Consider the following 22240-nt stretch of genomic DNA (forward strand, 5'->3'; position numbering starts at 1 on the left):
AATGAAATCATGCTTAATAAAATCATAAAATTCTTTCTTGAGAATAAGCTCGTTACGGGCCTTGTCGTTCTCATCTTTATTGGTTTGGGTGTTGCCACGGCACCATTCAACTGGGAAATGGAGAACTTTCCCCGTAACCCCGTTCCCGTAGATGCTATCCCCGATATTGGTGAAAACCAACAGATTGTTTTCACGACCTGGATGGGACGATCCCCTCAGGATATCGAAGATCAAATATCTTATCCATTAACCACTGCCCTGTTAGGTATCCCAAAGGTCAAGACCATCCGAAGTAGCTCCATATTCGGGCTGTCCACTATCTATATAATTTTTGAGGATGATGTAGAATTTTACTGGGGAAGAACCCGAATCCTTGAAAAATTGAATTCCCTCCCGGCAGGAATACTCCCATCAGAAGTCCAGCCCGCATTGGGCCCTGATGCGACTGCTCTGGGTCAAATCTATTGGTATACGCTGGAAGGGCGGAACCCTGAAACAGGTGAGCCAACAGGAGGCTGGGATCCTCAAGAGCTTAGAACGATACAGGATTTTTACCTGGGTTACGCACTTACCTCCGCCAAAGGAGTATCAGAAGTAGCAGCCATCGGCGGGTATGTGAAAGAGTATCAGGTTGACGTTGATCCGGCAGCCATGAAAAAATATAACGTCAATATTGCACAAATCATGAAAGCCGTCAAGGAAAGTAACCTCGACGTAGGGGCAAGAACGATGGAGGTCAACAATGCCGAATACTTGGTACGAGGCCTGGGTTACATAGAAAATCTGGAAGATTTGGAATTGGCAGTGATCACACAGCACAATAATACTGCCATCCGGATCAAAGACGTCGCCAAAGTTAACTTCGGACCGGCCACAAGAAGGGGTGGATTAGATAAAGGTGGGGCAGAGGCAACTGGTGCGGTAGTAGTTGCCCGCTATGGTGCCAACCCTTTAGAAGTCATCGACAATGTGAAGAAAAAGATCGCTGAAATAGCTCCCGGTTTACCGTCTAAAGTACTTCCTGACGGCACGGTTTCAAAAGTGACAGTAGTGCCTTTCTATGATCGGAGTGGTTTGATTAAAGAAACCCTCGGCACCTTGGAAGAAGCCCTGGAGCATGAAATCCTGATTTCCATTATTGTAGTGATTGTACTGATGATGAATATCAGGGCATCTATCATTATTTCTGGACTATTACCTCTTGGTGTTTTGATGACCTTCATTGTGATGAAGTATTTCGGTGTAGATGCCAATGTAGTGGCGTTATCGGGTATTGCCATCGCCATAGGCGTTATGGTAGATGTGGGGGTGGTTTTTGTGGAGAACATAGTCCGGCATTTGGAGATGGAAGAAAATCGTGGGGCCAAAGGTCAGAAATTGCTAACTATCATATATGAAGCTTCTGTAGAAGTAGCCTCAGCGATTATGACGGCATTGGCTACCACCATTGTCAGTTTCTTGCCTGTATTCGCAATGCAAGCACAAGAAGGTAAACTTTTCAGTCCATTGGCGTTCACCAAAACATTTGCTTTGTTGTCATCCCTTATACTTGGACTACTTGTTGTTCCTGCCTTCGCTCATGTCGTTTTTTCAATAAGTTTTAACAAACAACGCACCAAGAAAATTTGGGCTGTTGTAATCGGCGGACTTGGCCTGGTTCTTCTTACTATATATAGCAGTATCCCAGCCATAGCATTGATCCTTTTCAGTATCAATAACTTCTTTGAAAGCAAATGGCCGAAGAAATTAGGAACATGGACCGCCCGGCTAAATACATTGATCATCCTTTTAACGGTCGTCTATTTTCTTACAGGGGCATGGGTGCCATTGGGCGTTCAGAATAGTTTCATCATCAACTATCTTTTTGTGATCAGTATTGTCGGTACTGTGCTTGGAGTACTCATGATTATTGTACATCTCTACCCTATTCTTCTGGGTTGGTGTCTTTCCCACAAGTGGCAGTTTTTCACAATTCCAATCTCCATTGTGATTTTCGGTTTGCTCGCTATGCAGGGGTTTGATAAACTCTTTGGTTTTGTGGCGAATGGATCTGAGACAATGGGCATGAACTTACGCCAAACAAACGCCTGGCAATCATTATCCAAAACATTTCCCGGAGTTGGCAAGGAGTTTATGCCGCCGCTAGATGAGGGCTCCTATTTACTGATGCCTACCACTATGTCACACTCAGGGATTGAGGAGAATATAGATGTAATAAAAAAGGTAGATGCTTATGTGGCACAAATACCGGAGGTAGAGTCTGTTGTTGGTAAATGGGGACGAGTGAACTCAGCCCTTGATCCAGCTCCTATTTCGATGTTTGAAAACACGATAAACTACAAGCCAGAGTACATGGTCAATGAGGACGGACATAGATTGCGGTTTAAGGTCGACAAGGATGGCAATTATGTGTTAAAGGATGGGACAACTCACAACCCCGCTAGAGACGGTTTCAAGAAGCTTGAAATGAACGAACTGGTACTCGATAAAATGAATGGTGAATATTTTCGCCAGTGGCGGGATCATATCAAGTCGCCAGACGATATCTGGGCAGAAATTGTAAAATCGACTAATATTCCAGGCATGACTTCTGCTCCAAAATTGCAGCCCATCCAAACACGGTTGATAATGCTGTCTACAGGCATGCGTGCCCCAGTCGGCATTAAGGTATTTGGGCCTGATCTGAAAACAATTGAAAGTGTTGGCCTTGAGTTGGAGAAAATCCTACAACAAGTACCTAGTATAGAAGCGTCATCCGTTTTTGCAGATAGGATTGTGGGTAAACCCTATCTGGAGTTCGATATTGATCGACATGCGATTGCTCGTTATGGTCTGTCCATGAAAGACATTCAAACCTTCATAGAAGTGGCAATTGGTGGTATCAAGTTGACCACCACTGTTGAAGGGAGGGAACGTTTTCCTGTCCGTGTAAGATATGCACGTGAGTTCAGGGATAACCCCAATGACGTGATGAATGTTCTTATTCCTACATCTTCAGGGGCACAAATACCTTTGGGTGAACTAGCGGAAATCACCTATCGAAGGGGACCGCAGATTATCAAGAGTGAGGATACATTCCTTGATGGTTATGTCATATTTGATAAAAAGCCTGGCAAGGCAGAAGTGGACGTTGTTGAAGAAGCACAGCGATTTATCCAGGCCAAAATAGATGCTGGCGACTTTATGTTACCGGCTGGCGTTTCGTATAAGTTCACGGGCAACTATGAAAACCAGATCAGAGCGACAAAGCGCCTTGCCATTGTAGTCCCAATATCACTCTTAGCAATCTTTCTGATTCTCTATTTCCAGTTTGGCAATGTGCAGACAACCAGTATGGTTTTCTCGGGAATATTTGTTGGCTTTTCTGGGGGCTTTATTATGATTTGGTTGTACAGTCAAGGTTGGTTCATGGATTTTGCTGTGGCTGGTGTAAACATGCGAGACTTATTTGACATGCACACGATTAATTTAAGTGTAGCTGTCTGGGTAGGATTCATCGCCCTTTTTGGTATTGCAACTGACGATGGCGTAATCATGGGGACTTACATCAAGCAAACATTCGATAGGGAAAAACCTAAAGATGTTGCGGCTGTGAGAGAAGCGATTATGCATGCCGGACAACAAAGGGTGAGACCAGCCATGATGACGGCTGCGGTTGCCGTAATCGCATTGATACCGGTGCTAACCTCTACGGGAAAAGGCTCTGACATTATGGTGCCAATGGCTATCCCTTCATTCGGAGGAATGCTTATTCAGGTGATCACTATGTTCGTGGTGCCTACCCTTTATTGTGCGTGGCAGGAAAGAGTGGTTAAAAAACAAGCTAAACGATAATACGATGAAAACTATTTTAACAAATATCTATAGCTGGCTCTTTATACTCCTTCTGGCTGTCACGGGAGTTAGGGCACAGGAAACACTAGACCCAGTTAACGAATACCTCAAAATAGCCGCACAAAACAATCCTGAGCTAATGTCAATTTTTAACCAGTACCTGGCAACACTTGAGCGAATGCCACAAGCTAGGGCACTCCCCGATCCAACAGCAATGTTCAATATTTTTGCCAGTCCGGTTGAAACAAGAGTAGGTGCACAAAAAGCTGGCATCTCGCTTAGTCAAGCATTTCCGTGGTTTGGCCAGTTGAAATCTCAGGAAAATGTTGTGGCACAATTGGCAAAGGCCCGCTATGAGGCTTTTGAAGAAACCAAGAATAGGCTCTTTTTCAATGTCCGATCCGAATACTTTGACTTGTACGTATTGGAGGCAGCAATCAGAATTACAGAGGAGAATATTAATATATTGGAGTCATATCAAGAGCTGGCCAATGTACGATTGGAAGCAGCAAAGGGTAGCGCAGTAGACCTTCTTCGGGTAGAGATGGACTTGGATGAACTGAACAACCAATTGTTGTACCTCAAAGATACCCGGCTACCTATCCAAGCCAGGTTCAATGAGCTGTTAAACACCGAAACTCCAATGGCCATTCAAGTGCCGGACACACTGGCTACGATAGCCTTTAAAGAAGGTAAGAACACCCTTCTGGACTCGATCATCGCACAAAACCCTGTGCTTAAGGGTTTGGATTACGAGATATTGTCCCTTGAAGCCGAGCAAGATGTTGCCCGGAAAATGGGGTTGCCTTCCTTTAGCTTAGGCTTTGCCTATACCAATATTTCACCCCGCACGGACGTGAACATGCCCGACAATGGCAAAGACGCACTGATCTTTCCTCAAGTGGGTGTTCGTATCCCAATTTATCGAAACAAGTATCAAAGCATGTTAAAGGAAAAGGAGTTGCTTTCCACATCTGTCTCAAATAGAAAGGAAAACAAAGTAAATCAACTGGAAACAGATTTAGCGAAAGGCTGGAGAGATTATTCCGATGCAGTCCGACGAGTTTCCCTCTATAAGAGGCTGGTTCGATATGCCGATCAGTCACGTGATATACTGATCGCTCAATACACCACGGCAGGGAGCGATTTCGAAGAAGTGCTGCGCATGGAACGCCAGTTGTTGCGATATGAGTTGGAACTTGAAAAAGCTCGTGCCGACCAAAATACTTTCGTTGCCTACATTAATTATCTAACAGGAAAACAACTTTAAGATGAAAATATTAGATGCCTTAAAAAACAACAAAGTGCTGATCAATATAGGCGTATTGATCCTAGGGTTACTTTTGGGATGGCTCTTTTTTGGAGGGTCAGGATCGATTTCAAATGAGGTGGTTTCTGATGGACATTCAATGGATGACCATAAAGCGGGCACTGTATGGACTTGTTCCATGCACCCGCAGATTCGGGCGGATAAACCGGGGAGTTGCCCAATATGTGGAATGACACTTATTCCATTGGCGTCAGATGAAGATGATTCCGATGGAGATGCACAATTTTCAGTAAAGCTTTCTAATGCTGCCATGAAAATAGCGGAAGTAGAAATGAGTACTATCAAAAAGAAAGCGCCTTATAAAGAAGTGTATTTGCCGGGGAAAGTTATGGCGGACGAGCGGAACATAGCAGAGTTGACTGCACGATATCCCGGTAGGATCGAAAAGCTTTTTGTAAACTTCACAGGCGAAAAAGTAAGAAAAGGTCAGGTTTTGGCCAAAATTTACTCCCCGGAGTTGGTCACTGCTCAACGAGAGCTATTTGAGGCCATAAAGTTTAAGGAAACCAACTCTAACTACTACCAGGCCTCACGTAACAAGTTAAGACTCTGGGATTTAACTGATCAACAGATTACTGCTATAGAAGAGTCAGGAGAGGTTGATTTTAGCTTCGATGTATTGTCTCCGATCACAGGTACGGTCACCATGCGTCATGTCACTCTTGGCGACTACGTAAAAGAAGGATCTGCGCTGTTCGAGGTAGTTGACTTGCGCCACGTTTGGGTCATGTTTGATGCCTATGAAAGCGACATTCCCTGGATCAAAATGCGGGACAAGATAAAATTCAAGATCAAATCAATACCCTCCAAGGACTTTGAAGCAACGGTAACCTTCATTGACCCGGTATTGGATCCCATGTCTCGAGTGGCGGGTGTGAGAGCAGAGTTAGATAATCCAAAAGAATTGCTCAAACCCCAAATGCTGGCTACAGGAGTGCTAAAAACGATGTTGCCGGGTTCCTCTGATCAACTAGTGGTTCCCAAATCGGCAGTACTCTGGACAGGCAAAAAAGCGGTAGTATATGTTATGACCGAAAATCATAATAACATGTTTCAGTTTCGGGAAATAGAACTTGGGGCCGACGCGGGGGAGTATTATGTCGTAAGATCAGGATTGCTGGAAGGTGAGATGGTCGCTTCAAATGGTGTCTTTAAAATTGATGCAGCTGCTCAGCTCAAAGGCGAAAAAAGCATGATGAACCCTGAGGGTGGAAAAGTACAAATGGGCCATGCGGGAATGGACATGGGTGGGGGTGACAAAAAGCCAGCCTCCGGTATAGAACCGACCTCTAGCAAAGGACATGAAGGACATGATACCGGAACAAAAGAAAGTAGCATGAAAATGGACATGTCTGTGGATGAAGATTTCAGGAGACAATTGGCTGAGGTATATAAAGTCCACCTAAAGCTTCAGGATGCATTCCTGGCGACCGATGCCTCAAAAGCAAAAACTAGTGCGGCCGATGTGAAAGCAGTTATTGAGAAAGTGGACATGAGTCTGGTTAAAGGTGAAATGCATAATCATTGGATGAAAGGTCTAAAGGAACTCAATGCATCACTGGACAAAATAAAAGGGAGCAGTGATATCGAAAAGCAACGACTGGCTTATGCCGATTTTAATGATGCCTTATATAGCGCAATAAAAATGTTCGGATCAACGGGGGTAACCATATACTACCAGTTCTGCCCTATGGCTAGAAATGGGGAGGGTGCCTTTTGGCTAAGCCCAGTAAAGGAAATAAAAAACCCATATTACGGAGAATCCATGTTGACTTGTGGTGAAAATAGGGAAATAATAGATTGACTAGTTAGTAGGTAGGTTGGAAGAGTCCCCGGTCACTGGAGACCATACCGGGGACTTCATTCAATTTTGATTAAAAAACTAAAAAATGAAAGAGTGTTGTAATGTGGGAGATAAAAGACCTTTTGGAAAAGGGAAGGTTTTAAAAAGGCATTTCTGGGGCTTACTGATCTTGGTAGTACTTGGCTTGGCAGTGGCTGATGCGCTGGGCGTCCAAAAGTTGGAGCCACACCACGATTTCATAAATCATAGTCCTCCTGCCATAAAAAATGATTCAAAATGACACGTAATGATCTATAGTAGTAATTAAAACTTTTAAGATCATGAAAGCAAAAATCAGTATTCTTGGTATAGCTGTCATTGCATTATTTGCAATAAGTTGTTCAGTTGTGAAACCCGGCACGCAGGCCATGAAATGGAAGCCCTATGGAAAAGGGCTTCAGACCCAGAAAATCTATAAAGACGGAGTAGTTTGGCGCTTGCCTTGGAATAACGTGGTACGATACAGTACCCAGTGGCAAACATTTACGGAGGATGTGTCCATCCTTACTAAAGACGAATTGCATATTCCAATTACAGTTTCGGTTACCTTAAGGCCTATAGAAGCAGAGCTTGCACAACTTGAACTAGAGGTAGGGCAGTACTATTACCAGAATGTAGTTAGGCCTGAATTCGTAAGCTTGACCAGGAACAGTTTCTCAGGCTATGAATACAAAGTAGTTTCGCCTAAAAGCCCTGAGATTGAAACTTCGATATACGAGCAACTAGTTACTAAAATTGAGGGGAAACACCTTGAAATCGACAATGTAACGATCAGTCACATTAAGTATCCGCAGGTGGTGACCTCTGCGGTAGATCGAAAATTAGCTGTAGAGCAAGACATACAGCAAAAAGACTATGAAATAAAGATAGCTGAGAAGCAAGCAGAAATTCAGCGTATTCTAGCTAAAGGCCAACGTGATGCACAGCAGATTATAGATGCGGGACTAACCCAAAGGTATCTGCAATACAAAGCGCTGGAAGTGCAGGACAAGCTGACCAGCAGTCCAAATACCAAGTTCTATTTTGTGCCGATGGGTAAGGATGGGCTTCCTCTGATCGTGGATACTGGTGGAGGAAATTAAAATGTGGCACAAGAAAAATTGATAGATCGAAAATGAAAAAGCAAGTAATAATGATTCTGGCCCTCATTGCAGCAATGGGAGCCTACGCACAGCACGACCATGCTGCGCATGGAGCACAATCAAGTACGCAACAAATGGAGCCAATGTTCAAAGACAAGGCAGTGGGTACAGCCTACTCGCATTACACCCATCTAAAGGATGCTTTGGTAGCATCTGATCGGCAAGAAGTGGCAGCCGCTTCCGAAGCTTTGGTGAAAGCGCTTCATCAGATGAAGAATGCTGACAAAGCCCATGCTGAAGCTGCCAAAGTAGCCCAGGGCGGCTCGCTGGACGAACAGCGTAAAGCCTTCACAGCATTGAGTGAGGAAATGGCCAATTTGGTAAAAAACAGCGGACTTTCTATGGGAGAAGTGTACCTGGAGTACTGTCCCATGGCCAAAGCCTCCTGGCTTTCTAGCGAGAAGGAAATTAGCAACCCCTACCTTGGCAACAAGATGCTGAAGTGCGGGAGCGTGAAAGAAACAATTAATTAACATAACATAAGACCTGACACTACGGATTGGACCAACTCATATGGTCAAACCCGATCCATACACCAGGCGAAAACACAATGAGAAATGAAAAAGCACATCATTTTCAGCATGGCGTTCCTGGCAGGAATACTGCTGGCAGCACAAGTACTGGTGGCTCAGCCCGCCAGTGACAAAACAGCACAGCGCCTGGTCCATATAAATGGTAAGGGTGAGGTATCGGATGACGGTGGCACCAAACTCGGATACATCAGTAAGGAAGACATAGTTTTCAATAATCAAGGGCAAAAACTGGGCTTTATCAAAAATGGTAAAGTATATGATGCTGAAGGTAACTCCTTGGGTAAGGCTAAAAAAGATGGCCGCTATTACAACAATGATGGAGTCTTCATTTTGAGTACCAAAACCATTGGAGACAAGTGCGAAATCCTGGATCCGGAAGGTCACAAGAAGGGTACAGTTCATGAAAACTACAAACTTCATGCATGTGCCGCACACTGCTTCTTTTTAGAACAGGAAATGAATAAAGAAGAGGACAAGTAAACATAAAGTCCTGTTTTGAAGAGTGGAAAGTTAGATTGGATATCGTTTCGGTGACCAGTCCCTCCTCCACTCTTCTTGCAGGCACCAAATGTGCAATGCCATGAAGAAAAAGAAATTTAATAAAAATTATCCAGGGACATCCACCAAAATCATGGTGTATGTCTACCTCGTATTAGCTACCCTGGTAGTGACCACCGCTGGTCTAGCGTATTGGATCAACTATCTCCAGCAAAGCCCATCTGATAGCTTCAGCTTTACAGAAGTTCAAAAACCAATTGATCCAAATTTGGTGTGCATGGTCAACGACGCATACATGGGAAAGCCACAAATCCCTGTGCCTGTCAATGGAAAGACCTATTATGGATGCTGCCAGGGATGTGTAGATAAGCTCAACAACCTGGAAAGTACAAGGATCGCCATTGACCCTTTCAGCGGTAATCCTGTGGACAAATCAGAAGCCTACATCGTGCTGCTTAATCAACAGGGAGTTGTTGCCTATTTTGAATCGGAATCAAATTATACGGAATTTTCTAAGACCCAATAAAAGATGGAAATCATACAATGCTTGGCCAATCTTCGAGTTTCACCGGCGATTCCTGTAAACCTCTACCACCTACATTATGGTTTGGTTTCTTATATGGAAAATGAATTCCTCACCGAATCGCATTTGCAAAAGCGAGGGATCGAGCATGAACAATTGTACTCAATATTCGTTACTACCTGTAGATCACTATTGCTTTGTGAACCGTTTTAGAAAAATATTGTCCATTTTATTGTCAATTCTGATGCTATTCAGTTCGAGTAGCTTTAGTATTGCAATGCACTTTTGTATGGGCGAACTGGAGACAGTGTCGTTAATTGGAAAAGCTGAATCGTGTCAAATGATTCAGGAAAGGCCTTCTTGTGGTGCGAATCAATCCAATATTAGTGATGAGCATCACCGAATCACCAATGAAAATAGCTGCTGTCAAGATCAGAAGGTATTAATTGACGGTCAGAATGAAGTTATTGAAAATAGTATTGTCGCCTTTTCAGAAATTCATTTAGCGGCTATTGTTGCCCCGTTGGATTACATATGGTTTGAAACTATTATAGTCGACGGCCCTTCATACAAAAACTATTGCCCCCCGTTGATAGATCGAGATATTCAAGTGCTCGTTCAGTCATTTCTTATTTAGGCCCCTGATCAATTTGGGAGTTTTAAGTTAGCGACACAATACTTTCTGGTATTGGTTCACCCCTTCAATATTATTTCCACAGAATTTATTTATTAACTGTTATACCTAAAAGCGGCCAATCGCCGCAATAGATATCAATCATTATGAAAAAGTCAATGCTAATGTTCGGGCTTGCTTTGGTAAGCTTCTCTGCAAGTGCACAACACGACCACGCCAGTGGCACCGCTGAAAAGGCAACAAGTAAACAAATGGCACCAATGTTTGAAGATCAGAACATAGGTCTTGCCTATGGCGCATACATTCAATTGAAAGAGGCATTGGTGGCCTCGGAATCAAAAAGCGCAACCACTGCGGCAGCTGGACTTCAAAAGTCACTGGCAGCGGTAGACAATAGTAAGTCTGCGCTTGCCGAAGCAGCCAAAGTAGCCAAGGCTGCTACGCTGGACGACCAGCGCAAAGCTTTTGTGGGCTTAAGCAATGAGATGACTGCCCTGGTGAAGGGAGCTAAGCTTTCAATGGGCACTATCTATTTGGATTATTGTCCTATGGCCAAGGGTTCGTGGCTTTCTAACGACAAGGAAATAAAGAATCCTTACTACGGGAGCAAGATGCTTTCCTGCGGCAGCGTGAAGGAGACGATTGAATAGGGGACAGGCCAAAACTAATAATGATCATACATAGAACTGATCATTCAAATGCTCAATCGCCACTGGTTAGGTTGTTATTAAAGGCTGAAGTACTTGAATTCTTTTGAGTATTTCAGCCATTGACGCAGGCACCAAAGGCAGCGAACTTAAATAGGATGCCATTGTCGTGACGCTGCGGATACGTATGTGCGAAAAAGTAAAAAGCTTAAAAGGGCCAAAAAGAAACTTTTAAATTATCACGTGGTATGAAGAGAAGACATTTTGTAAAGCTTTCCGCTGGTTCTGTAGTTCTACCCATGGTTCTTCAGAACTGCATGTTCCACGACAGGGATGGAAATGTAGGCATCGTAGACACGGGGTTTGATATGCCATTGCCATTGCCGGAAGAAGCTGGAGCGTCTCTTGATTTGAGCCCAGGTAGCCAAAGAACCAGCATTTTAGAAGGCAAAACAACCAGCACGTTCGCCTACAGGAGCAATATTCTGGGTCCCACCATTCGGGCTTTTAGGGGCGAGATGCTTATTGCCAGCGTGCAAAATGCTCTATCCGAGCCAACAAACGTACACTGGCATGGGCTGAAGGTGCCAGCTAACATGGATGGCAATCCTGTCGACATTGTAAAAGCTGGAGAATCATTTCAATACAGTTTTCCAATTGATCAAAGAGCCGGAACCCACTGGTATCATCCGCATCCGCATGGCGCCACTGCAAGGCAAGTGCATAATGGCCTGGCCGGAATACTTATTATCAATGATGACGAAGAACTGGCACTCGGACTTCCCGCTGGCGACTTCGAGGTTCCGCTGGTCATTCAGGATAAAAGGTTGAAGGCAGGAAAATTGGTCTATGATCCGTCAATGATGGAAACGATGACCGGGTATTTTGGCCAGACGATCACGGTGAATGGCGTAGCATCACCTTTTCACGAAGCTCAGGGGAGGTGGTACAGGTTGAGGATATTGAATGGATCTACTGCAAGGGTTTATAATCTTGCTCTGAGCCCCAATTTGGGCATGAAAATAATTGGGAGCGATGGTGGTCTGCTTGGTGCGCCTGAAGATGTCAATGAAGTCTTGCTTGGCCCTGGCGAGCGACTGGACGTTTTGGTAGATTTTTCGGCAGAACCAGTAGGCTCTGAAGTCTATTTGGAAAGCAAAAAGTTCAATGGGGGATCGTCGCAAGGAGCCGAGAGCTTCAAAATCATGAAATTTATTATCGGGGCATCAACCGGTGATACCTTTCAGCCACCCGGCTCTCTTTCGGTCATCGACAAGATTCCTGAAAATCAAGCAACTAAAGTCAGGAACTTTGAGATTAACAGGATGGGGATGATGGGCAGTGGAGCTATGCATACTTTCAATGGAAAGTCTTATAAGAGAGGCAGAGTTGACGAGACAGTGAAAGCCGGGGCCACGGAAATTTGGGAGTTTGACAATGCAGGCGATGAAATACACCCGATCCACATACACGCAGTTCAGTTTCAAATATTGTCGAGAACCGGGGGGAGGAATGGCATTATCCCCTCGGAGAAAGGATGGAAGGACACCGTTTTGATCTTACCGAAGGAAAAGGTCAGACTTATTATGACTTTCCCAGATACGCCTGGTGAATTTGTATTTCATTGCCATAATCTGGAGCATGAGGATGATGGCATGATGCTCAACTTTGAAATTGTATAGTTGTGCGAAGTGGAGATTGAAAATTGCCAGCATGCCTGAAACTTTGCTATTCTAACTAGGTTTTTTTTAGCCGGAAAGTGAGCGGTTTTGTGCGAAATTGAGGGGCAAAGAACTTTGCTAGTTCATTGGAAAATGTTAAATTTACTTGAATTGAAAAGAATAATAGCCATATTTATTGTTGCAGCTTTCTTGGGGCAAAGTTTTCAATATATCCCTTTGAAAAAGATAGGATTTCTCCTTAGCCATAGTCTGCATCACCTCAGTTCAGACCACTCTTCTGCTGTAGCTTTACTAGGCCACTATGTGCATGATTGGGAAGACCCAAGCCATTATCCCCTTAGTGAAAATGAAGCTGACCATTTTAATTTGAGCGCCAATAATCCTGTTTGCGTTCAAAATAGTGTAGCCGAACTTTTGGATATGCCAGGCGAATCGTCCTTGGTGAAAAAGCTGAAGCCCTATTGTTTCAGTGTGATTACTTCGAGCGCCAGGTGCATATTTCATCCCCCTAAGTTTTCATAACCAACAACTTTCAAGTTTACGCTGTTTGCAATTTATCGTTACCAATTGCGCTGCAATTGGAATGCATTGCTATTCCATGCCCTAAACTTGGGTGATAATTGGGTTCTAACACTCTCAGCTGCGTTGCGTGTGATCACTGACTGCTTCAGCGGTAACGTCAAACTTATGCCATCAAGAGAGAAACCATCAGAACCTTGAGTTGTTTTCGGGCAGTATACCCCTATGGTGGGCAACTGGCTAGAAACAGCTATTTCCATGCATGCTATATGAGAAACGTAGTACAATCATTCTATTATGAGCCGGTTATTATTGGTGTTCAGGTACCTTCAAATTCTCACCTCGGGAGGAAAGGGAGACAAAGTTGAGTCGGAGTTGAGATCTATTCTGAAACATTGCAGGTCTTTAGTTGAAAGGTTTGATTTCCAGTCCTTTGAGAGCCAATATGGCAAGGATGTCTTGTTTGTGGACTCTGGAAGAAGGGCCATGCCATTTAGTGGTTTTTTGAAAGATTCGTCAAGCGACTGTCGGCTTCATTTTAAAGACTACTCTGTAAGCATCCACACTCATTTCGACATGGCAATGGGGATCGAGGAGTTCAGGTATGAGATTGAAAGCAATGGAAGTTTGCAAGGTATTTCAGGAAGTGGTATAACAACCACCATCTTGAAATTTGACAACGGAGAGTGGAGGATTATTCACTGCCATAACTCCTTTCGCCAATTTTGATCAAGCGTCCATCGAAAGACTCCATTTCAGAAATCAGATGCACACTTGTATGAAACTAAAAAAAATGAACAATTAAAATGGAAACATTAATTCCTGATTGGGCGCCTAATGTGCACCCGTTAATTATCCACTTCCCCATCGCTCTTTGGCTGGTGGCCGTGTTGTTTGATTTCCTCACCCTTATCAAGCAGGGTTGGGAGCTGAGAAATGCAACATTGGCTTTGTATGTTTTGGCAGCAGTTTCGGCTCTGGCAGCCTTCTTCAGTGGTGAGCAGGCCATAGATAATGTGGCTATTTCATTCCAGGGGGAGATGACAGCCGGTAGCCATTCCGACTGGGGACATTATACGCTCTATTTCTTTCTGGCGTACGCTACAGCCCGGATAGGTCTTTTTTGGAAAAGGTGGGACAAGAAGCGGATAATAGCGGTTGCCCTTTTTGCTGTGGGGCTGGCTGGCATCGCCGTGGTAGCCAAAACAGCCGACCTTGGAGGAAAGCTGGTCTACAAATATGGGGTAGGCACGAGCAAATAATTAGTATTCACATTACACAAAAGATGATATGAAATTTTCTAAAAAAGTGACGTATATGATGGCCTTTCTAGCTTTGGCCATGATAGCCTCTTGTTCACAAGTCAATAAAAGTGAGTCAGAAAAGCAAGCGCATGATGAAGTTGCCACTGCGCACGATGAAGAGGGAGAAGCACATGAGCATGCGACAGAAATGCATGAAGGCCATAATGATTCTGCTACCAGTGATGGCGACGCCAAAATATGGCGTCCGGGTGCCACTGATGAAAATATTCTTCAATCTGATTTCCATTTTCTGGCCGGCAGTGTCAATGATGTTAGCCCTGAAGTAGTCAACGAAGGTGAAAGTAAAGTCCTGAAACTAACTCCAAATGGTAAGCAAGCTGGTTTTGTTTTTCATGCCGCCTACGGCAGTGTAGGGGTGGTTGTCTCGACGAATATCTCGCAATTCGAGGGCTCGTTCAGGTTGATTCATCACGCTCAGGACAAAGACAAATTTGAGTTTGTGGAGCTTACAAGTGAAAAAATGAGGCTTGGCCGAACCGTAAATGGCGCCGAGAAAATCTTTGATGAGAAAGCATATTCGCCAGGTACCGGATGGCTAGACTTGAGAGTTTCCGCCGCCGGTTCGCACTACAAAGGGTATATAGGAGATAAGACAATCACACATGGGCATGGAGATGTCATGGAGGATGGTTTTGTAGGAATCATGCTCAAAGGATCTGGAACCGTGCTTATCAAGTCTATTGAAGTTTCACCATTGTCAAACGAATAGTAGATCTCACACACATCATTATGAAAAATTACACGATATACATTTTTGTCTTTTTGTTGTTTTATTCAGCAAAGCCCGCTTTGGCTCAAACTGACACCGAGCAGGTGAAGCAAGTCATGAAAAAGTACAAAGAGGTGCTGGAAAGTCTGGATGTCTCCAAATCTTATGCCTTGTTTTCGGATGACTCACAGGTAGTGGAGTCTGGGAAAATAGAAGGCACTTATGCCGATTATATAGCCCATCACATAGGCCCAGAACTTGGACATTTTTCGTCTTTCACATTCAGTGAATACGAAATTGAGGTTGTTGTGGCCCTCCCTTATGCTTTCACGACTGAGTCGTATGTATATACTCTTGTGTTCAAGGAAGATGGAAAAAAGGTGGAGAGAAAGGCTGTTGCTACATCAATTTTGCAGAAAATAGACGGCAACTGGAAGATAATAAAGACCCACAACTCTTCGAGGGCTAGAAAATAATGGCAAGCAAGCGATATACCCCGGCATTAGGTTTTGCCTCCCTGAGCGACTGGTACGATCTGGCCATAAAGGTGACCATGCCTGAACGAAGGATTAGAGCGAAGCTGGTTGACCACCTGGTCCCAGAGGCTGGGGAGCATATTCTGGAGTTTGGTTTTGGTACCGGTACCAACCTGCTTGTTGCAGCAAATCGCTGTTCTGATTGCCACCTCATTGGGCTGGATATTGATCCAAAAATGCGTGAGATCGCCGCCAAAAAGCTAAGCAGGCATTCATTCAATATCCCACTGGAACTGTATGATGGTGGAGAATTTCCCTTTGAGTCAGGAACCTTTGATAAAGTATACAGTTGCCTTGTGTTTCACCACCTTGATAAAGCTTCTAAAATATGGTCCATGAGGGAAATTCACAGGCTCCTTAAACCTGGCGGAAGATTCGTTCTTGGCGATTGGGGCAAGGCGAAAACAAAAACCCTGCGCAATGCATTTTACATGGTTCAATTCCTCGACGGCTTTGCCACTACCAACGACAATGTCAACGGCCTCATCCCAGAATATCTCTCTAGTGCAGGTTTTTCGGAGGTTCAGGAGGCTGAATATATTAATTCTATGCTGGGCACCTTTACATATCATGTCTGCTCACGCACCTAAATAGATTTATTAACGAAACAATTGAAATGAAGATCAATCATCGAAAATTATTAATAGAAGTGATTTCAGCAGTTTGTATTGTGCTGTCCCCTTTGGAGGAATCCTATGCGCAGGTTGATACAACAGAATATAGGCTGACAATCAGCGAGAAAACGATTAATTTGACTGGGAAAGACAGAAAAGCACTTGCCATCAATCAACAAATTCCCGGCCCCACTCTTCGGTTTGAAGAGGACGGATATGCTGTGATTTATGTCAAAAACGACCTTGATGTAGAGACCTCTGTCCACTGGCACGGACTCATATTACCCAATTACTATGACGGTGTTCCCTACCTCACCACCCCTCCGATAGAGCCGGGAGAAACGCAGAAATACGAGTTTCCACTGCGGCAAGGTGGGACCTACTGGTATCACTCGCACACTGGCCTGCAAGAGCAGCTCGGAGTGTACGGGTCGATAGTAATTGAACCACGTCAACGAAAAATAGAATACGATACAGATCTTGTGTTGGTATTTTCCGACTGGACAGACGAAAACCCCATGCACGTGATGAAGAATCTTAAGCGAAGGAACGAATGGTATTCAATCAAAAGAAATACCGTCACTCCGCTGGCCAGGGTCATCAGCCGTGGAGGACTAGGGGCGCAGCTTAAGTTCTGGAGGCAGCGAATGCCAGGTGCCGACATTGCTGATGTGTATTATAACGCCTTTTTGACCAATGGTGCTAAAGAGCAGGAATACCCTGATTTAAAGCCCGGTCAAAAGGTGAGGGTCAGAATGATTAATGCTTCTGCTTCTACTTATTACTGGTTGACATTTGGTGGTGAGACACCTACTTTGATCGCTTCTGATGGTGTTGACGTTGTTCCCGTGAAACGTAACAAAACCCTCTTCGCAGTGGCGGAGACTTACGATTTTTTGGTTACTGTTCCGGAAAATGGTAAGATTGAAATCAGAGCTACCTCTATGGATGGTGCGGGGAAAACGTCAGCGTTTTTAGGTGCAGGATCTATCATTGCGGCACCTGACGTACCGAAACCTGACTATGTAGGAATAATGAAAGCCATGGCGAAAATGGAAATGAAAATGGGAGCGCCAGCCATGATTTTCAACCCGTCTACCAATGAAGGTCTTGAGAAGATGGAGAGGTATGGGATGCAGATGAAGGGAGATATGTCGGGAATGAAGATGGACGGGATGGAAAATAAGGACATGGGAGATAAATCTACTCCCAGTGAAAGTTCCATGCACGAGGGAATGGATATGCCAATACAATCGCCGACGGATACACTACCTACCCCAACAGCGAACCCCATGCAGCACGGCAAGATGCAGATGAATTTGCCGCAGGGCCAGAAGGAGTCTGTACTGACGGGGGTTGGTATGGGGCCTGATCAGGGGTATGATTTTTTGAAGTCACCCGAGGCAACCAGCTTCCCAGGTGACCAGCCTGTTCGGGAAATGGTACTCAATCTGAATGGAAATATGTGGAGGTACATATGGAGCATGAACGGTAAGGTTCTGGATGAAGCTGATAAGATAGAAATCAAGCAGGGAGAAATCGTCCGTATCACCATGAATAACCTTACAATGATGAATCACCCTATGCACTTGCACGGTCATTTTTTTAGGGTAATTAATAAAAATGGTGATTACTCGCCACTAAAGCATACAGTGAATGTGGCTCCCATGCAAAGCATCACTATAGAGTTTGATGCCAACGAATATGGAGATTGGTTTTTCCACTGTCATATTTTATATCACATGGAAGGTGGTATGGCAAGGGTGTTTAGCTACGGCACACCCCGTGACCCAAAATTGAACAGATATCCGCTGTCCGCACTTATTAAGGAGACAAACAAATATTATTTCTGGGGAGTTGCTTACGGAGCAAGTCATATGTCGGCTGTAGAAGTAACGACCTCCAACGTACGCAGTCAATTTAATTTCGGAGTGGAGTACGGCTGGAACAACAATATTGAGTCTGACTTGTCGTACGAGTACTACCTGAGCGACTATTTTAGAGTGTATGGTGGGCTGAATACAGAAAATGCGACCAGTGGAGATTTGAGTCAGTTCAATACTGTTGCTCAGGTAGGTGTTCGTTATTTGCTCCCCTATTTCATAAATGCCGACCTGGGAATTGACAATCAGCTAAGACCACAATTACGGCTGTCTTCTGAATACCTCATTTTCAGAAGGGTTGCTATTTTTGGGAGGTACGAATTCAGACCTGATTTTGGCGTCTTTCAGTCTCCTGACCCTGTGGCGACTTATCGCTCCGAACAGGTATGGAATGTTGGGGTAGACTATATTATATCAAAAAATTTCTCACTGACAGCTAGTCATGACAACCGGTTTGGCACTGGCGGTGGGTTAACAGTCAGATTTTAAGGGGTTAATTTGAATACATATTTTTAAGTGCATACAAACATTTATTTAATGAATTACTATAGAACAACCATAATGAAAAACCTAAGTTATCTTTTATTAGCGCTGGTGCTGCTAACAGCCGCCTGCGAGTCAAAGAAATCTTCCATGGATGAGCACCAGCATCAGGCTACCGAGCCTGCGGTTGCTTCGGTGGATACCCTGAAAAAAAGCATCCCTAAGGAAGCCCATGGACAAGTGGGAGGCGTCCACGTTTCTATGGCATACCACGCTCCCGGAGCCAGAGGACGGGTGATATGGGGAGGACTTGTGCCTTTCAACGAAGTGTGGGTGACGGGTGCTCACAGTGCTACCAGCATCACCTTTTCGAAAGATGTAGAAATAGGTGGGGTAACAGTGCCAGAAGGAAAATATGCCTTATTCACCATTCCCGGTAAGGACTCTTGGCAGATAATTATCAATAGAAATTGGGAACAGCATTTGGCGGATGATTATTCCGCAGCCGAAGACGTGGTACGTGTTGAAGTAGTACCTCAAATTGATCTTCCGCTCCAGGAAAGGCTTAACTATAATATTGAGGACAAAGGAGATGGCAAGGGAGCTATTACCATGACGTGGGAGAAACTGGGTGTGACTCTGGAGTTCAGCGACAAATAGTAACAGACTTAAAATCAGCACAATGGAACATCATCATCATACCAGCAATCAAGAGCATCATGCTCACGAACATTCTAAACACAGCGGTTCGGGTCACCACGGTCACCACGCCCACATGATAGAGGATTTCAAGAAGAGGTTCTGGGTGTCGATTGTCCTTACCGTTCCTATTTTGGCACTATCCAAAATGATTCAGGAGTGGTTGGGATTTGAATTCGGTTTTGCAGGCGATCAATATGTTTTATTCGGACTGTCATCGCTCATTTTCTTCTACGGGGGTTGGCCTTTCCTGAAAGGGCTTATTGATGAGGTAAAGGAGAAGACACCTGGCATGATGCTGCTGATTGCAGTGGCCATTACAGTGGCCTATGGGTATAGCTCGGCTGTCGTATTCGGTTTGGAGGGAAAGGACTTTTTCTGGGAGCTGGCGACGTTAATTGTGATTATGTTGTTGGGCCACTGGATAGAGATGAAGTCGGTGATGGGTGCTTCCCGTGCGCTGGAGCTTCTGGTGCAGATGATGCCAGCGGAGGCGCACCTTGTTCACGACGATCATGTGATGGACGTGAAAGTGTCTGAACTAAAGAAGAATGACATTATACTCATTAAGGCCAACGAAAAGCTTCCCGCTGATGGTATCATAGTGGAGGGCGAGAGCTACCTTGACGAAAGCATGCTGACTGGCGAAAGCAAACCAGCTAAGAAAGCAAAAGGCGATCAGGTCATTGGGGGATCTGTGAATGGCAATCAGTCCTTCAAAGTAAAGGTAGAAAAGACGGGGGAGGAGAGCTACCTCAATAAGGTGATTAAACTTGTGCAGGACGCACAAAAGGCGAAGTCTAAAACGCAGAACCTGGCCAATACGGCCGCCAAGTGGCTGGCATATGTGGCCATAAGCGCCGGTGCGATTACGCTCATCGTATGGTTGGCCATGGGCAAGCCAATGGACTATGCCCTGGAGCGCATGGTGACCGTGATGGTAATATCCTGTCCACACGCATTGGGATTGGCCATTCCTCTCGTAGTTGCCATTTCCACGGCTGTTTCGGCAGGCAAGGGCTTGCTGATCAGAAACAGAACTGCCTTTGAAAATGCAAGAAAGATTACTGCCTTTGTTTTTGATAAAACAGGCACTCTTACCGAAGGTAAATTCGGTGTTTCGAGGTTCGAAAGCAAGACCAAGAGCCTCTCTAAAGAAGAGATGATGGCTGCTGTGGCATCGTTAGAGCAAAGCTCCGAGCACCCTATTGCACAGGGCATTGTGAAAGCCGCCAAAGAAGCAAAACTGAAACTGAAGAACGTAAAGAGTTTTGAGTCGCTGACATCGAAAGGTATTCAGGGACGTGTTGACGGTAAAAATTGGAAAGTAGTAAGCCCGGGTTATTTAAGAGAAAAGAATATTGATATTCCGAAAGAGGCTGGCTCTGACGCTGCTGAAACGATCGTATTCGTGATCAGGGAAGACAAACTGGTTGGGTTTATAGCTTTGTCGGATAAAATAAGGGAGGAAAGTGCTGAGGCCATCAAAACGCTCAGAGCGAAAGGAATGAAGCTCTTCATGGCAACAGGCGACAATGAAAAGACGGCCAAGGCGGTCAGTGAAAAACTGGACCTCGATGGCTATTACAGCGAGGTGCTGCCCGACCAAAAGGTCGACATCATTAAGAAGCTGCAGAAGGAAGGGCACTTTGTAGCCATGACAGGCGACGGTGTCAACGATGCGCCCGCCCTTGCTCAGGCCAATGTAGGAATAGCTGTAGGGTCCGGGACTGATGTGGCAGCAGAGACAGCAGATATCATTTTGGTGAATAGCAATCCTAAGGACATAGCTAACCTGGTGATTTTTGGCAGGGCCACCTACAAAAAGATGATACAAAACCTCGTATGGGCTACGGGTTACAATGCTGTTGCATTGCCGTTAGCGACTGGGTTTATTCCCGGCATGGTGATAAGTCCAGCCATTGGTGCTGTGTTTATGAGCCTGAGTACTGTGATAGTCGCTATCAATGCGCAGCTTCTTAAACGGTCGATGAAGTAGTAGTGAGCTGGGCTGGCCGCTTGCCGCAGCACTTGAAAAAGGAAAAAAGATTTCCGTAAAATAGATGTTTGGAACCAACCTCAGTAATACAAACGTCTTGTCATTCACTATAAAACTGTTTAAGAAACTACAAAGCTCTTGATCCAAACTTTGCAATAGCCTTGCATCACACATTTGCGTATATTTGCATTCAGTGAAAATTGCCTCTTACATATTGAGTTTTTATTTCATATCCCTTGTGGGGGTAGCATGCACAGATACGGTACCCGTAGAGCGCTCACAAAATGCCGTGTCAGTGAGTTGTACTAATGATAGTAATCATGGCCACTCACAGGAAAGCGGCCTGGATGGTTGCTCACTGCTCTGTGTATGTCACTGTTGTCATGTTCACTTTGTATCTGTTTTGGGATTAGTTTTTACTCATCCAACTAAACTTCCCAACGTATATACTTCCTATCTTCAGGATTTCATGAGTATTGAAATCTCCGGCTTTCTCAAACCTCCAAGATCATAATGTCAATTGTTTAGCGGGATAAGTATGCCAGACTGGTAAAGTTTGGTTCATCACACCTTATCTGAAAGTTTGCTAAACACCCCTCACGTGCTTTTCTCATAAAGCAACCTTTTATTCTTGCTCAATTCTATTTGTCCAGCTTGAAAAAACTGAATAAAACCCGAAAGAAACGGGGGGAAAGTGGAAGTAAGAAGGTGACTGTCAAAATCGTGCTGAAATGGATTTTCATTGCTCTCATTAGCGCAATACTCATTTTGGCTACGATTGTCAGGCTCATTCACTTCATTGTTTTC

20 protein-coding genes are annotated in these 22240 nt (G+C 44.5%); all 20 read left to right on the top strand.

Features of this window, described 5'->3' with window-relative positions; all coding sequences use genetic code 11:
• Positions 1–9: 9 nt before the first annotated feature.
• The 20 genes from AAC052_RS22505 to AAC052_RS22600 all read left to right on the top strand — a co-directional run bounded on the left by AAC052_RS22505 (position 10) and on the right by AAC052_RS22600 (position 21947).
• Positions 10–3834 (top strand): efflux RND transporter permease subunit, encoded by a 3825-nt coding sequence (locus AAC052_RS22505; protein ID WP_339790066.1) that lies wholly within the window; start codon positions 10–12, stop codon positions 3832–3834.
• Between the two features lie 4 nt (positions 3835–3838).
• Entirely contained in the window at positions 3839–5104 is a 1266-nt protein-coding gene (locus AAC052_RS22510) for a TolC family protein (RefSeq protein WP_339790063.1), read from the top strand.
• A 1-nt stretch (position 5105) separates the two neighbouring features.
• A complete protein-coding gene (locus AAC052_RS22515) occupies positions 5106–6968 on the top strand; it encodes an efflux RND transporter periplasmic adaptor subunit (RefSeq protein WP_339790060.1) in 1863 nt (620 codons plus the stop codon).
• Positions 6969–7288: 320 nt separating this feature from the next.
• Entirely contained in the window at positions 7289–8089 is an 801-nt protein-coding gene (locus tag AAC052_RS22520; protein ID WP_339790058.1) for a prohibitin family protein, read from the top strand.
• A 32-nt stretch (positions 8090–8121) separates the two neighbouring features.
• Positions 8122–8622 carry a DUF3347 domain-containing protein gene (locus AAC052_RS22525; RefSeq protein ID WP_339790055.1) on the top strand — a complete coding sequence of 167 codons (501 nt, stop codon included), beginning with the start codon at positions 8122–8124 and terminating at the stop codon, positions 8620–8622.
• A gap of 84 nt (positions 8623–8706) precedes the next feature.
• A complete protein-coding gene (locus AAC052_RS22530) occupies positions 8707–9162 on the top strand; it encodes a 5-fold beta-flower protein (protein ID WP_339790053.1) in 456 nt (151 codons plus the stop codon).
• A 100-nt stretch (positions 9163–9262) separates the two neighbouring features.
• Positions 9263–9706, top strand: a complete 444-nt coding sequence (locus AAC052_RS22535; RefSeq protein WP_339790050.1) for a hypothetical protein — start codon at positions 9263–9265, stop codon at positions 9704–9706.
• Positions 9707–9992: 286 nt separating this feature from the next.
• Positions 9993–10340: a hypothetical protein gene (locus tag AAC052_RS22540; protein ID WP_339790048.1), complete on the top strand. Its 348-nt coding sequence runs from the start codon at positions 9993–9995 to the stop codon at positions 10338–10340.
• A 143-nt stretch (positions 10341–10483) separates the two neighbouring features.
• Entirely contained in the window at positions 10484–10987 is a 504-nt protein-coding gene (locus AAC052_RS22545; RefSeq protein WP_339815565.1) for a DUF3347 domain-containing protein, read from the top strand.
• Between the two features lie 245 nt (positions 10988–11232).
• The gene (locus tag AAC052_RS22550; protein WP_339815566.1) at positions 11233–12666 is read left to right on the top strand and encodes a multicopper oxidase domain-containing protein; all 1434 of its coding nucleotides are present in this window, start codon (positions 11233–11235) and stop codon (positions 12664–12666) included.
• Between the two features lie 150 nt (positions 12667–12816).
• Entirely contained in the window at positions 12817–13188 is a 372-nt protein-coding gene (locus AAC052_RS22555; protein WP_339795162.1) for a hypothetical protein, read from the top strand.
• 294 nt (positions 13189–13482) lie between these two features.
• Positions 13483–13914, top strand: coding sequence for a nuclear transport factor 2 family protein (locus AAC052_RS22560; RefSeq protein ID WP_339795160.1), 432 nt, complete (start codon positions 13483–13485; stop codon positions 13912–13914).
• A gap of 77 nt (positions 13915–13991) precedes the next feature.
• Positions 13992–14447, top strand: coding sequence for a DUF2231 domain-containing protein (locus tag AAC052_RS22565; RefSeq protein WP_339795158.1), 456 nt, complete (start codon positions 13992–13994; stop codon positions 14445–14447).
• 28 nt (positions 14448–14475) lie between these two features.
• Positions 14476–15219 carry a hypothetical protein gene (locus AAC052_RS22570; protein WP_339795155.1) on the top strand — a complete coding sequence of 248 codons (744 nt, stop codon included), beginning with the start codon at positions 14476–14478 and terminating at the stop codon, positions 15217–15219.
• 20 nt (positions 15220–15239) lie between these two features.
• Positions 15240–15695: a nuclear transport factor 2 family protein gene (locus tag AAC052_RS22575; protein ID WP_339795153.1), complete on the top strand. Its 456-nt coding sequence runs from the start codon at positions 15240–15242 to the stop codon at positions 15693–15695.
• Positions 15695–16345 (top strand): methyltransferase domain-containing protein, encoded by a 651-nt coding sequence (locus AAC052_RS22580; RefSeq protein WP_339795151.1) that lies wholly within the window; start codon positions 15695–15697, stop codon positions 16343–16345. The genes AAC052_RS22575 and AAC052_RS22580 overlap by 1 nt, the downstream gene beginning before the upstream one ends.
• Positions 16346–16371: 26 nt before the next feature.
• Positions 16372–18741 carry a multicopper oxidase domain-containing protein gene (locus AAC052_RS22585; RefSeq protein WP_339795149.1) on the top strand — a complete coding sequence of 790 codons (2370 nt, stop codon included), beginning with the start codon at positions 16372–16374 and terminating at the stop codon, positions 18739–18741.
• Positions 18742–18789: 48 nt separating this feature from the next.
• Positions 18790–19395 (top strand): DUF2911 domain-containing protein, encoded by a 606-nt coding sequence (locus tag AAC052_RS22590; protein ID WP_339815568.1) that lies wholly within the window; start codon positions 18790–18792, stop codon positions 19393–19395.
• A 22-nt stretch (positions 19396–19417) separates the two neighbouring features.
• Entirely contained in the window at positions 19418–21433 is a 2016-nt protein-coding gene (locus AAC052_RS22595) for a copper-translocating P-type ATPase (protein WP_339815569.1), read from the top strand.
• Between the two features lie 193 nt (positions 21434–21626).
• Entirely contained in the window at positions 21627–21947 is a 321-nt protein-coding gene (locus AAC052_RS22600; RefSeq protein ID WP_339795345.1) for a DUF6660 family protein, read from the top strand.
• The last annotated feature ends 293 nt before the right edge of the window (positions 21948–22240 follow it).

Origin of the sequence: uncultured Imperialibacter sp. (assembly GCF_963974565.1) — a bacterium.
In the GTDB taxonomy this organism is placed as follows: Bacteria; Bacteroidota; Bacteroidia; order Cytophagales; family Cyclobacteriaceae; genus Imperialibacter; species Imperialibacter roseus.